At 36.7% G+C, this 13915-nt stretch carries 11 protein-coding genes; 1 reads left to right on the plus strand and 10 read right to left on the minus strand.

Annotated features, from left to right (window positions below; translation table 11 throughout):
* Positions 1-28: 28 nt before the first annotated feature.
* Genes BHF70_RS03575 through BHF70_RS03590 form a run of 4 tightly spaced genes read right to left on the minus strand, consistent with a single transcriptional unit; the run spans position 29 to position 6869 of the window.
* Positions 29-3787, minus strand: a complete 3759-nt coding sequence (locus tag BHF70_RS03575; RefSeq protein WP_075758978.1) for a phosphoribosylformylglycinamidine synthase — start codon at positions 3785-3787, stop codon at positions 29-31.
* Between the two features lie 15 nt (positions 3788-3802).
* On the minus strand, positions 3803-4750 hold the full coding sequence (locus BHF70_RS03580) for a M14 family metallopeptidase (protein WP_075758979.1): 948 nt from the start codon (positions 4748-4750) through the stop codon (positions 3803-3805).
* Positions 4747-5685, minus strand: coding sequence for a M14 family metallopeptidase (locus BHF70_RS03585; RefSeq protein ID WP_075758980.1), 939 nt, complete (start codon positions 5683-5685; stop codon positions 4747-4749). The genes BHF70_RS03580 and BHF70_RS03585 overlap by 4 nt, the downstream gene beginning before the upstream one ends.
* A 17-nt stretch (positions 5686-5702) precedes the next feature.
* Positions 5703-6869, minus strand: coding sequence for a cation:proton antiporter (locus BHF70_RS03590; RefSeq protein WP_075758981.1), 1167 nt, complete (start codon positions 6867-6869; stop codon positions 5703-5705).
* Between the two features lie 178 nt (positions 6870-7047).
* On the opposite strand from BHF70_RS03590, the gene BHF70_RS03595 reads away from it, so the two are divergent.
* Positions 7048-7362: a DUF1292 domain-containing protein gene (locus tag BHF70_RS03595; RefSeq protein ID WP_075758982.1), complete on the plus strand. Its 315-nt coding sequence runs from the start codon at positions 7048-7050 to the stop codon at positions 7360-7362.
* A gap of 36 nt (positions 7363-7398) precedes the next feature.
* On the opposite strand, the gene BHF70_RS03600 is transcribed toward BHF70_RS03595, so the two are convergent.
* The 6 genes from BHF70_RS03600 to BHF70_RS03625 all read right to left on the minus strand — a co-directional run bounded on the left by BHF70_RS03600 (position 7399) and on the right by BHF70_RS03625 (position 13841).
* Positions 7399-7950, minus strand: a complete 552-nt coding sequence (locus BHF70_RS03600) for a DUF1653 domain-containing protein (protein ID WP_075760511.1) — start codon at positions 7948-7950, stop codon at positions 7399-7401.
* A complete protein-coding gene (locus BHF70_RS03605; protein WP_075758983.1) occupies positions 7940-9802 on the minus strand; it encodes an ATP-dependent helicase in 1863 nt (620 codons plus the stop codon). Before BHF70_RS03605 ends, BHF70_RS03600 begins: the two co-directional genes overlap by 11 nt.
* A complete protein-coding gene (gene gltX, locus BHF70_RS03610; RefSeq protein ID WP_075758984.1) occupies positions 9790-11259 on the minus strand; it encodes a glutamate--tRNA ligase in 1470 nt (489 codons plus the stop codon). The genes BHF70_RS03605 and gltX overlap by 13 nt, the downstream gene beginning before the upstream one ends.
* A 62-nt stretch (positions 11260-11321) precedes the next feature.
* Positions 11322-12524, minus strand: a complete 1203-nt coding sequence (hydF, locus tag BHF70_RS03615) for a [FeFe] hydrogenase H-cluster maturation GTPase HydF (RefSeq protein ID WP_075758985.1) — start codon at positions 12522-12524, stop codon at positions 11322-11324.
* Positions 12525-12541: 17 nt separating this feature from the next.
* Complete coding sequence (locus BHF70_RS03620; protein ID WP_075758986.1) at positions 12542-13429, minus strand: DNA/RNA non-specific endonuclease; 888 nt, start codon at positions 13427-13429, stop codon at positions 12542-12544.
* Positions 13430-13445: 16 nt separating this feature from the next.
* Entirely contained in the window at positions 13446-13841 is a 396-nt protein-coding gene (locus BHF70_RS03625) for a hypothetical protein (RefSeq protein WP_075758987.1), read from the minus strand.
* Positions 13842-13915: the final 74 nt, after the last annotated feature.

Raw genomic sequence — 13915 nt, forward strand, 5'->3', positions numbered from 1 at the left:
ATTTGAGAGTCATGGTCTTATTTTTTTTCTATCTAAAATAATCTACACCAGATTCAAAGATTTTCTGATCCTTATCTCCATAGATATTAATTCCAACATAACTATCACGTCTTTCAGAATGTCCCATCTTTCCAAGAACTCTTCCATCTGGACTTGTAATACCTTCAATTGCAAAGTAAGAACCATTTGGATTATAATCTTCATCCATAGTTGGATCTCCACTTAAATCAACATACTGTGTTGCAACCTGACCATTTGCAAAAAGTTCTTCAATAACATCATAGTTTGCTACAAAACGTCCTTCTCCATGAGATACAGGAATACTAAATGTATCTCCTACATTTACTTTGTTAAACCATGGAGACAGATTAGATACAACTTTTGTATATGCAATCTTTGAAATATGTCGTCCAATACGGTTCATAGTTAATGTTGGAGCGTCTGCTGTCTGTTCTACAATCTTTCCTTGTGGAACAAGACCAAGTTTAATCAGTGCCTGGAATCCATTACAGATACCAAGAACCAATCCATCTCTGTTTTCTAACAGATCCATAACAGATTCTTTCAGCTTTTCATTTCTAAATGCTGTTGCAAAGAATTTTGCTGAACCTTCTGGTTCATCACCGGCACTAAATCCACCAGGGAACATAATCATCTGTGATTCTTTAATTGCTTTTTCGAATACCTCTACAGAATCACGAATTCCCTGAGCATCCAGATTCTTAAATACCTTTGTAATTACATTGGCTCCTGCACGCTCAAAAGCTCGTGCAGAATCATATTCACAGTTTGTACCTGGGAATACAGGAATAAATACATTTGGTTTGGCAACCTTATTCTTGCATACATATATATTACCTTTATTGTAAGTACGGGAAATATTTAATGTATCCTGACTTCCTTCTGATTTTGTTGGGAATACACTCTCTAATGGTTTTTTCCATGTATTCAGTGCATCTTCAAGAGTTACCACTTCATCTCCAAATACAAACTCATGTTTTTTAGTTACTTCACCAATCAAAAGTCCTGGAATACCAAGTTTATGAACATCCCTCGTGTCTGTTTCAACAACAAAAGAGCCAAAATGAGGATCTGTTAAATCTTCTAACGTGATTTCACTATCAAAGATAACTCCTAAGTGGTTACCAAATGCCATCTTGGCAACAGCTTCCATTGTTCCGCCTGAGCCAATTGCATAAGCAGATTTAATAACACCCTGTTTTATTAATTTATGAATTCGTCTATAAATCTTCTTCACTTCACTGTAAACCGGAAGGTTATACGCATCCGTTGGAATACATAAGCGTATCAGTCTATTTCCAGGTTTCTTCAATTCTGGAGTAATAACATTTTTTACATTTGCAACATCTACTGCAAAAGATACTAATGTTGGTGGTACATCAATATCATTAAAGGTTCCTGACATACTGTCTTTACCTCCAATGGATGCAAGACCAAATCCAAGCTGTGCCTGATATGCACCTAACAGTGCTGCAACAGGCTGTCCCCAACGTTCCTTATCATTACCAAGACGTTTAAAGTATTCCTGGAATGTTAAACGGATATCTCTATAATCTCCACCAGAAGCAACAATTTTTGCAATAGATTCTGTAATCGCATAAACAGCTCCATGGAACGGACTCCATTTGGAAAGATACGGATCAAATCCATAACTCATCATTGTAACCGTATCAGACTCACCTTTTAACAACGGAAGTTTTGCGATCATTGTCTGAATTGGTGTCAACTGATATTTTCCACCATATGGCATGGTTACTGTTGCTGCTCCGATAGAGCTGTCGAACATTTCAACCAGACCTTTCTGAGAACATACATTCAAATCAGATAATACATTCTTACACATTTCTTTGAAAGATTCAGCTTCATCTTTTCGGTTAAAGTATGATTCCACACGATGAGGAATCTCAACATATACTTCAGTTTCCTGATGTGCACCATTTGTATCCAGGAATGCTCTGGAAAGATTAACAATTTCCTTTCCTCTCCATGATAAAACAAGCCTTGGTTCTTCTGTTACAGTAGCAACTGCAACAGCTTCCAGGTTTTCTTCTGCAGAATATTCAAGGAATTTATCTACATCCTTTGGATCTACAACAACAGCCATACGTTCCTGAGACTCAGAAATTGCCAATTCAGTTCCATCAAGACCGGCATATTTTTTAGGTACTTTGTCCAGATTTACTGTTAATCCATCAGCAAGTTCTCCAATTGCCACAGATACTCCACCTGCACCAAAGTCATTACATTTCTTAATCAGACGGCTTACTTCTTCTCTACGGAATAAACGCTGAATTTTACGTTCTGTTGGAGGATTACCTTTCTGTACTTCTGCACCACATGTTTCTATAGACTCTTCTGTATGAACTTTAGATGAGCCTGTTGCTCCTCCACATCCATCACGACCTGTTCTTCCTCCAAGAAGAATAATAATATCACCAGGATCAGAATTCTCACGCACTACATTCTTTCTTGGTGCCGCACCCATAACTGCACCAATTTCCATACGTTTTGCCACATAATCAGGATGATAGATTTCATTAACCATTCCTGTAGCCAGCCCAATCTGATTTCCATAAGAACTGTAACCATGAGCTGCCCCTGTAACAATTTTTCTCTGTGGAAGTTTTCCCTTTAATGTTTCCTTTAATGAAACTGTCGGATCTGCTGCTCCTGTGACACGCATTGCCTGATAAACATAAGAACGTCCAGAAAGAGGATCACGGATAGCACCTCCCAGACAGGTTGCAGCACCACCAAATGGTTCAATTTCTGTTGGGTGGTTATGTGTTTCATTTTTAAAACTAATAAGCCACTCTTCCTCTTCCTGACCATCAATGGAAACAGGTACAACAATGCTACATGCATTGATTTCATCACTTTCTTCCATATTGTCCAGCATTCCATCTTTTTTCAGACGACGCATGGCCATTAATGCCATATCCATCAGACATACAAACTTATCATCTCTTCCTGCAAAAATACTTTTATGATCTTCCATATACTGATCATATGCATCCTGAAGAGGTGCACGATAAAATCCATCCTGAAATTCAATATTGGTAAGTTCTGTGGAAAAAGTTGTATGACGACAGTGATCAGACCAATATGTATCCAACACACGAATTTCTGTCATAGACGGATCTCTTTTTTCTTCTCCCGCAAAATAATTCTGGATGTGAAGAAAATCTTTAAATGTCATTGCCAGATTCAGTGAATCATACAATTCTTTTAATTTTCCTTCTTCCATCCCCTGAAAACCTTCAATAATCTTAACATCTTCCGGTTCATCAAATTCCATAACCAGGGTATCCGGTTTTTCTTCCCCTGCTTCTCTGGAATCTACAGGGTTGATACAATAACTTTTTATCTCTTCCAACTGCTCTGAAGTTAAATTTCCTTTTACTACATAAGTAGTTGCACTGCGAATGACAGCTTCCTCATCTTCATTTAAAAGTTTTACACATTGTTCTGCTGAATCTGCTCTCTGGTCAAACTGTCCAGGAAGAAATTCCACACTAAAACATACTTCATTCTCACCGCAAGGAAATGTTTCTTCATAAACATCATCGACCGGAGGTTCACTAAATACCGTTCCTAATGCTTTTTGATAACTTGCATCTGAAAGATTCTCAATGTCATAGCGAATCAGAACACGGATGTCTTCGATTTCAAGTCCCAGATACTGCCGTAGTTCTTCCAACAGTTCTTTTGCTTTAACTGCATAGTCTTTTTTCTTTTCTACATAGACTCTTTTAACTTTTCCCATGTTTCCCTCCCATATTTACTCATGTAGTTTCTTTATCACTTGAAATGCTGTCGCATTTTCTAATATTGTTGGCTGGTTCGATGCATAAAAGATAATTCCATCAACACTTGCTCGAACCTCTGACAAAATGGTTCCCTCATAAGGATCTAAGATTTCTCCCAGCAACTGTCCACGTTTTATTTCTTCATTCACTCCCGCAAACCTTCGAAAAAAGCCTGCACTTTCCGCTTTGATTAAAATCATATCCTCTTCTTCTATAATACTCGCAATATACCCATTATGACAATTATATTTTAAAATTCCCATACGGGTCAAAAACCGAAGAACAGCAGATACTGCTTGTTTTGCCAGGACTTCATCTATATTTCCTGTTTCTCCCGAATATATAGAAAAAGCATCTGTCCCATTAATCTGCCAGTTATAATTTAAAGTTGTTTTATCAAAATTCCTTTGTTTACTTGTAATTACATAAGGAAGTCCAAACAAATTTGCAAGACTGGTGCTTTCTTTTCCCGTAGAAGGCATTCTGACATGAGGAATAAAATCACCTTTTCGATAAAAAGATGGAAAATGTATTCCATAACGAAAACCCTTTACCTTATCAAAAAAATTAGCTGCCAGCCGGCTGGTGGGTTCACCATCAAAATTTCCAGGAAACTGCCTGTTAATATCACTATTATCTGACACCCAGTATTTTTTCCCAACATTCATGGAAAAATTATTAATACATGGTATAATCAGAATCTCATTATTACCTACAATTGCCCCGTGGTTTTCCAGTTCTTTCAGTCGCTTTACCAATAAAGAGCAAATATACATCTGCTGATATTCATTTCCTCTCATTGATCCTACAATACAGGCTGCCGGCTCAGACATATCATCATTTTTCCCAAAACGATAAGCTACTATATTAAAGTCGTCTCTCAGATAGCTGCTTGCGGAGTATAATATTTCTTTTTTCATAAATGCTTCCCTCCTGCAATTCTTGCCACAAGAGAACCTTCTGTAACTCCCGGATGTTCTCGTAACGTCATAATCAAACCTTCTACAGGTGCAATTATCTCTTCTTCCACAGCTCCAAATAAAGGATTAGTTATAGTCCCGATAACTTCCCCCTGTTTTACATATTCATTTAGTTTTTTTCTTGATACAAAGATTCCACTGGATTCACAATTCAGATAGGAAATCTCATCTTCTTTTATAATAGGAACCTTTTTTCTCGAATGGCCTTTTCCCTTCCATATTCCTAACTCATTCATTATAGTAAATATCCCATCAATAATCTGCTCACAATAATCATATTTTATACGAAAGGCTCCCCCGGACTCTGTTACAAGAGTCGGTATCCCTTTTTTATTCAATGCGTACGCAAGACTTCCTTCATTAACTGTTGCAGATGGATGAATCCACACCAGATTTGTATTCATCAACCTGGATAAATGCAATAGTCTGTCATCAAAGTCATCATTAAGGCGCACTTGTGGCAGTTCCTGAAGAAAAATATTACTGGAATGAATATCAATACAGCAGGCAGCACCTTCCATATCTTCCATCAGTTTTGCTGCTGTATATTCTTCCATTCCTCCATTAATATCTCCGGGAAAAACTGTACTATAATCTATATCAGTAATAGGCACAACTCTGGTTCGTGCATCTAATCCCAATGGATTAATTGCCGGATAAACATCAACAATTCCTGTCAGCAAAGAATAATCTTCTTTGATCCTTTTTATAACCTGTCCACAGATATACTGTCCCCCAAGTTCATCTCCATATATTCCTGATACCAGACAAATTCTTTTTTCTTGTCCATTCATCTGATCTGGAAGTAAAGAGTTCTTTTTAATTTTTAACATTTCCCCAATTGGTAATTTTACAGATACCACTGTCTCTATCATGTTTAAGCCTCTTTTCTCTATTCTGTAAATAGAACTTTTAACAAAATTGGTGAAAGTAATGTTGTAACCAATACCATAATTACAACCGGTGCAAAATAAGTCTCAGATAATAATCCTACTCCGATTCCCTTCTGTGCAACAATCAGTGCCACTTCTCCTCGACATACCATTCCTGCTCCAATCTGCAGAGATTCTCTGATATTATATCTACATAATAATCCACCAATACCACATCCTAATATTTTACTAGCTACTGCAGCTACACAAAGGATAACGGTAAATATAATCAGAGCATTGCTCATTCCATGAACATCTACTTTTAATCCTATACTTGCAAAGAAAATCGGTGTCACCAGCATATAAGACATAATATCTATTTTTCTATGTATATAATAATTTTGTGGTGTTCTGCATAATATTATACCTGCAAGATATGCACCTGTGATATCTGCAATTCCAAATAATTCTGCCAGGAATGCAAGTCCGAAGCAAAATGCCAAAGCAAATACAGCTACTCTGCGTCGGTTTCTCTGAACACTCTGATCTTTGTATCCAGCCATCCATTCAAAGAATTTCTCCACAAAGAATCCTCCAATTCCTGCAATAGCGAAAAATGCTGCCATCTTTCCTATGATCAGCATAATAGAACCAAGATTAAAACTTCCAGAATTACCCACACTTGTCATCATTGAAAGAAGAATAATTCCCAAGATATCATCGATAATTGCTGCACCAAGAATTGCAGTTCCTACTCTTCCTTTTAATTTTCCCATATCCTGCAAAGTTTCTACAGTAATACTTACGGAAGTTGCCGTAAGCACAACACCCATAAATACAGATTCCATAACATTCTTATCAAGGACATAAGTTACTGCTGCACCCATAATCAGTGGAACCATTACTCCACATAATGCAATAATAAAAGCAGATAGACCACTCCGTTTCAACTCGTTAATGTCTGTTTCCAGACCTGCTTCAAACATCAATACAACCACACCGACTTCCGCCAGATTCAGTATTGTCTCAGAAGGTGTTACAACATCTAAAACAACAGGCCCTAGTATAATACCTGCCAGCAACGCTCCCACTACCGGCGGCATATTAAACTTCCTTGAAATCAAACTAAATGACTTTGTCAGTGCCAGAATAATTGCAAAATCCAGCAAAAATTTGTATTCTTCCATTTTCTTCTCCTTCTTTTCATGTCATCTCTTTTCCGTCATCTTTTTTGTCAATTCTTCTCTACCGTCTCGTATCGTATCATACAAAAAATATGTTGTCAATTATAGACGACACCAGATACTTTTCTTGCTTTTTTCTTCTATATTTAGTATAGTGAAAAAAAAGAAATGAGGTGTAATAATGAGCGAATTTGAAGAAGATGTTTACGTAGAAGAAGAAAATCCTATCCTACATCTGGAACTGGAAGATGGATCTATCCTTGATTGTGCTGTTATCAGTCTGTTTGAAGTAGACGGTCAGGATTACATTGCCCTTGTATCCATTGAAGATCTGGAAAGTGATGAGGAAGAAAGTGCTTTACTTATTTATCGTTATATAACTTCTCCAGATGATGAGGATTCTTTCAGTCTGGATAACATTGACAGCGATGAAGAATACCAGATGGTAACAGATGCTCTGGATGCCATTCTTGATGAAGAAGATGAAGAAGCATAAGTATTCTTCTCCTACTTCCTTACACATCAGCCCTGATTATCGGGGCTTTTTTTCATATTGGATCTTTGTCTGAAGAATCTTATCCAATTCATAAAACTTTTCTTCTTTTCCTTTACCATTTAAAACACAATCCATGGATATTCCCATAGAATCAAGCATCACTTCGGTCAGATCTTCCTTATACTGGATCAATATATTTCGCTTTTCCTGATGGTCTGAGGCATCTAAAAAAGCAGATAACGGCTTTATACTGCTTTCAGCGTCTTGTCTGTCATTCATCTTATTACTGAATTTTTCCTCTTCTGATTTCCATGTATGTATATTTGATTTTTCTTTTACAGCTGAGGAATCCATAGCCAGTTTTTCAAAACGATATTTGGCTTTTACCTCCGGATATTTTTTATGGTCAACTTCACTTAAAAACATGGAAACAGGTCTTGCATATATTTGAAAATCTCCATAAAGAGCCTGATAAATAACCAGCTTCTCTTCCGTCTCAGTATGTGTTGCAACTGTAACAATCTGATATAATTTATCTTTAAAATGCCGATAAAATTCACCTGGTCTTGGTATCTCTCTATCTTCCATCATGTTCCTTCCTCCTTTGATTTTTATACTCATTAAGTTCTGTCAGGAACCTTGATTCATTACTATCTTTATTATACATCTTTTTTACAGAAAGTACATGTAAATTTTTCTTTGTTCTTGTTACTGCAACATAAAACATTCTTCGCTCTTCTTCTATATCCTCTTCTTTTATCGCCTTTTTATGAGGCAAAATACCTTCATTTATATCAGGAAGAAATACCCTGTCAAATTCAAGTCCTTTAGCGCCATGCATGGTGCAAATAACAACGCCTTTTTTCTCCTCCTGGTTGCTTTTTGACTGACGGTTAAGTTCTTCAGTAAATTCCCGGATATATTCAAACCATTCTTCATATGTATCATATCCTCTAGCCGAATCACTTAGCTCTTCCAGCACCTGCATTAATTCTTCTTCACGCAGTTTTCGAAAGCGTGCGTATTCTGCTATATATGCATTATATCCAATGGACTTTCGAATATAAGTTATTGCAGTTGCCGGCGTCATGGTTGATAAAATACGTATATCCTCCTGCATTTCTTCAATATACTCTACAAGCCATGGTTTGTCTTCTGCCTTCTCCAAAAGACTTTCAAAAGAAACTTCCGGTTCTGTCAGTAGTTCTCTGCTAATATAACGCTTGGGACGGTTCATGACCCGTAAAAATGTACTTCGTCTTCTATCCCCTAATGCCAGTTTCATGTAATCCATGATATTCCTGGAAATCCAGTGATCAAATAGATTGGGAACAGTATCTTTCATATAAAACGGAATATTGTATGCCATTAAAGCACTTATCAGCGATCTTGGTCCCTGATTTGTTCTTGTTAGGATAGCTATCTGAGAAAGGGGTTTCTGTTTTGCCATTTCCTCTCTAATTGTATAAACAATATGCTTATTTTCTTCCCTTTGATCTTTAAATGTGCGAATTTCCACCGGATATTCAGTTCCACGATATGATTGCATCTCTTTTGGAAAACGTTTTTTATTGTGTTTTATGATGCATTCTGAAAATTCTACGATTTCTTTTCCCGAACGGTAATTTACATTTAAAATCACCTTTTTTGTTTCTGGAAAATCTTTTGGAAATCCAAGCATCAGCTCTGGACGGGCACCTCGAAACTTATAAATTGACTGATCATCATCTCCCACAATAAAAAGATTTTTCTGTTTTCCCATCATCATTTTGACAATTTCATACTGAATTTTATTAATGTCTTGAAATTCATCTATTAATATATATTGAAATCTCTGCTGCCATGCCTTTCTTATATCTGCTCGTTCTTTTAATAGTTCATATGTATATATGAGAATATCATCAAAATCAATCCAATGATTTTGATGCAGCATTTTCTCATATTCATTAAATACCCATTGAAAAATATCATCTGAACAGCTGGTACTATGATAATATTCCAATGTAAGCATCTGACTTTTCACCAGACTGATCTCCTGTATGATCCCTCTGATAAAATCGCCTTCATCATCAATTTCTAAATGTCTGTTATATATAATCTCACGAATCAAATCATACTTCTTATGTTCGGGCAATATATTATCCACCTGATAATGATATGCATATTTTAGAATTGTAAAGAATACAGAATGAAAGGTTCCAAAGGAAACCGGCAGGAATTTTCCTGCCACCCTTTGGAACCTCTCTTTCATTTCTCCAGCAGCTGCCCTGGTAAATGTAACAACCAGAATTCGCTCTGGTTTTATATGATATTTTTCAATCAGATACTGAACTCTTTTGGTAATAACAGTGGTTTTTCCTGAACCTGGACCTGCCAGAACCATCATTGGACCATTATTATGTTCCACGGCTTCCTTTTGTGCTTTGCTTAAGCCTGACACGGTATCTCTGCCTCCAGTTTTCCAATTGCTTTCTGTATACGTTTTACAGATTCTTCTTTTCCAAGAAGTTCCATTAACTCTGTAGCTCCTCCTGGTGTCATCTGCTTTCCGGAAACTGCAGTACGAACCGGCCACATAACATACCCGTTTTTATATTCATGACCTTTAGCAAAAGCAAGAAGCATCTCATACAGAGCATCATTTGTAAAATCTTCCTGTGCCTGAATAACCGGAAGAATTTCCTTTAATACATCCAAAGAAGATTCTGGTGTTGTTTTCATCTTTTTATGTTTATACATGGAAATATCATATTCTGGAACTTTTTCAAAGAAATCAATATGTCCAGAAATCTCTGTAAACAATTCAATTCTTGTTTTTACCATTGAAAGGATCTTATCAAAATCCATCTCTCTATGGATGGTTTCTTTAACATATGGCATAGCCATCTCTTTAAAACGATCAAAATCCATCGCTTTAATATATTCTCCATTCATCCATGCAATTTTCTTTGTATCAAAAACTGCAGGAGTTTTGGACATGTGAGTATAATCAAAGATTTCTTCCAGTTCTTTTAATGAGAATATTTCTTTTTCGCCCCCTGGACTCCATCCAAGAAGTGCAACAAAGTTTACGATTGTTTCTGGTAAAAATCCCTGATCCAGTAAATCTTCAAAGGAAGAGTGTCCTTTTCTCTTGCTTAATTTATGATGATCCTCATCTGTAATCAGCGGGCAATGGATATAGACTGGCTTCTCCCATCCAAATGCATCGTAAAGCCGATTGTATTTTGGTGTGGAAGATAAATATTCATTTCCACGAACTACATGAGTAATTCCCATTAAATGGTCATCTACAACATTAGCAAAATTATATGTTGGATATCCATCTGATTTGATCAGAATCATATCATCCAGCTCAATGTTATCTACTGTAATTTCTCCATAAATTTCATCCACAAAAGATGTTGTTCCCTCTGTCGGATTATTCTGGCGAATAACATATGGAACTCCTGCATCCAGTTTTTCCTGTACCTCTTCTTTGCTCAGTCCAAGACAATGCTTATCATAATGACTGATAACCACATCTCCTGACTTAACCTTTAAAGTATCCAGACGTTCCTGATCACAGAAACAGTAATATGCTTCCCCTTTTTCAATTAATTTTTTTGCATATTCCAGATAAAGTCCCTGTGCCTGACGTTCACTCTGAACATATGGACCTACTCCGCCATCCTTATCCGGTCCCTCGTCATGATTCATTCCAGCTTTTTCCAAAGTATTATAAATAATCTCTTCTGCTCCCTCGACCTGTCTTACCTGATCTGTATCTTCAATTCTTAAAATAAAATCTCCACCTGCATGACGTGCAATTAAATATGCATATAAGGCAGTTCTTAAGTTTCCAACATGCATCCTTCCGGTAGGACTCGGTGCAAATCTTGTTCTTACTTTGCTCATTGTTTTCTCCTATTCTAAAAATTCTGTAATTAGAACTTTCTATATTAAATTCTTTTCTTATTCTACTGAAATTCTTCTTCTTTGTAAAGAGGAAACGGTTCTAAGCTTCTCTTCAAAATACCCTGAATGGCTGCAATTAACACTCCATAATTTACAATTGGAACACCTGCTGCCTTGACACGGGCAATCCGGCTTTTCATTTCCCTTCGGTTTAAAGTGCATCCTCCGCAGTGAATCACCAAATCATAAGTCTCAAGATCCTCTGGAAATGAATTTCCGCTACTGGTATAAAAATTAAAATCTTTTCCTGTATACTGGCGAAGCCATCTTGGAATTTTGACTGTTCCTATATCATCACACTGTCTGTGATGGGTACATCCTTCTGCAATCAGAATCTTAGCTCCATCATTAAGGGTGTCTAACACTTTAACCCCTTTTATTTCTTCTCCCAGATCTCCTTTATACCGTGCAAAAAGAATAGAAAATGATGTAAGTGGAATATCTTTTGGAACATCCGCAGCAACTTTTGAAAACACCTGGGAATCTGTAATTACCAAAGCTGGTTTTTTTCCAAGATTTTCCAATGTTTCTTTCAGCTCATATTCTTTTACCACGATTGCTGTGGCATCCGCTTCCAGAATATCTCGAATCGTCTGCTGCTGTGGTAAAATGAGCCTTCCCTTTGGAGCAGCTTTGTCGATTGGCACCACCAATACAACAAAATCTGATGGTTGTATCAAATCTCCTACAATCTGAAATTTTTCTTCCTCTTGTGGTAATAACTTCCCTATGTTCTCTTTTAATTCTTCAATTCCTGTTCCATCAGCAGCACTGACAAAAATCGCATGATTCTCCTTCCATGGCATGATTCCAAGATCAATCTTATTGTAAACTTTAATATAAGGCAGATTCTTTTTCTCAATGATTTCTATCATCTGTTTTTCAAAAGATGATATTCCCTGTGCCGCATCTACTACGATTAAAGCAATATCTGCTTTGTTTAATACTTCTTTTGCTTTTTTTACACGTTTTTCTCCCAGCTCTCCTTCGTCATCCAGACCTGGAGTATCAATCATAACAACGGGACCCAAAGGAAGAAGTTCCATTGCCTTATATACAGGATCTGTTGTAGTTCCTTTTATATCTGATACAATTGCAAGCTCCTGATTGGTCAGAGCATTTACAAGACTAGATTTTCCTGCATTTCTCTTTCCTAAAAGTGCAATATGTATTCGATCACCTCTTGGTGTCTGATTTAAACTCATTTACATTCCTCCTTTTCTTATCTCTGTGCCTTACGATACCCTGCTTTTTTTGCCTCTTTCTCACTATGAAAAATTACAAGATACTTGGAATCTGCCATATTCTCATAATCTTTCTGACCAGGACAGTGATAAACTTTAGATCTTTTATTCCCTCGAATAACAACTGAAGAATTATCTGTCGTTTTGCTTTTCTCCGAAGAAAGAGAGCTTTCTCCGGTTTCATAATCTATATCTACTCCATCCTGCACATTATATACGAATACATTGAATTCAATATCTTTTCCTTTATCCTCCACAGACATAGCTTCCATCTGAACCCCTTTAGCAACCAGATTATCACCTTCAAAAACCGGAGTCACACGATAAAGCACATGATTACCAGTTTCACGAACATAATCGCCAACCATTTCCTCATATGGCAGCATTCCGTCCACATTAAAAGATCTGGTTCCTGTAATCAGATTTTTTTCATTGGCATTTTCACCAGTTAACTGGTGTGCGATTAAATGACACCGATTATATAAATATTTTCCATCCACACTATCATATTTTACAGTATGCCATCCTGTTGGTTTAATCATTCCAATAGCTTCACGCTTCTTAGTTGGCATAATATCCTTCCCGATACATGCCTGGGCTGTCTGACATCTTCCCTCGGAATCCAGATTACTGTAGGATTCATAAGAATCTTTTGTCATTTCCTCTTCTGAAAAATCTGGTTCATTATTGTTAAGCGCAATTGTCATCTCTCCTGAATAAGCAGGAATATCTTTTTCCGAAATAGTTTTCTCTGAATTAATATTCTGATGATTACCTGTCTGACTTTCTACTTCACTGCATCCTGTCATGAAAACAGCCAGTAATACTGCCATGATTACAGCATAAATCTGTTTCTTCAACCTCATTTTATAATTCTCCTTTTCACTGATATACTTGTTTTAAAATTAAATGAGAAGATCCTTCTATCTCCTCCTGTTCAATCAGATTCCAGCTTTCCAGATTCAAATCCAGTTTCATATCAGCCGGATATTTCTTTTGCCACCGAAATATGATGAGCTTTTCTATCTTATCCTTCAATGGAGCAATTTTCTGATCTTCTACTATGCAGTAATCTCCATGTTCTGCCTGATAAAGAAAATCTTCGCAAACTTCTGCATGAGAAAAATCCTGATATAATGCCCTGGAATAATTATTCATCCATACTTTATCATCTATGGTCATTTCTTTAATATACTGTCGCAAAGCTCTATCCTGACTCTGCCGCCTATGATTGAACATCATTCCATTTTGATCATCCAGACACAAAATTATCTTCAAAATCCCACTCCTTTCCCTCTTGATAGTATATATCATTTTCTTTAGAAATCCTAGAAATTTTCATGACTTGTCTG

It is taken from the genome of Anaerostipes sp. 494a (genome assembly GCF_001940315.1).
GTDB classification, from domain to species: domain Bacteria; phylum Bacillota; class Clostridia; order Lachnospirales; family Lachnospiraceae; genus Anaerostipes; species Anaerostipes faecalis.

Bases quoted from the DNA above. Each gene is read 5' to 3' on its own strand.
- BHF70_RS03575 (WP_075758978.1), bottom strand. From the start codon at position 3,787: ATGGGAAAAGTTAAAAGAGTCTATGTAGAAAAGAAAAAAGACTATGCA.
- BHF70_RS03580 (WP_075758979.1), bottom strand. From the start codon at position 4,750: ATGAAAAAAGAAATATTATACTCCGCAAGCAGCTATCTGAGAGACGAC.
- BHF70_RS03585 (WP_075758980.1), bottom strand. From the start codon at position 5,685: ATGATAGAGACAGTGGTATCTGTAAAATTACCAATTGGGGAAATGTTA.
- BHF70_RS03590 (WP_075758981.1), bottom strand. From the start codon at position 6,869: ATGGAAGAATACAAATTTTTGCTGGATTTTGCAATTATTCTGGCACTG.
- BHF70_RS03595 (WP_075758982.1), top strand. From the start codon at position 7,048: ATGAGCGAATTTGAAGAAGATGTTTACGTAGAAGAAGAAAATCCTATC.
- BHF70_RS03600 (WP_075760511.1), bottom strand. From the start codon at position 7,950: ATGGAAGATAGAGAGATACCAAGACCAGGTGAATTTTATCGGCATTTT.
- gltX (WP_075758984.1), bottom strand. From the start codon at position 11,259: ATGAGCAAAGTAAGAACAAGATTTGCACCGAGTCCTACCGGAAGGATG.
- hydF (WP_075758985.1), bottom strand. From the start codon at position 12,524: ATGAGTTTAAATCAGACACCAAGAGGTGATCGAATACATATTGCACTT.
- BHF70_RS03620 (WP_075758986.1), bottom strand. From the start codon at position 13,429: ATGAGGTTGAAGAAACAGATTTATGCTGTAATCATGGCAGTATTACTG.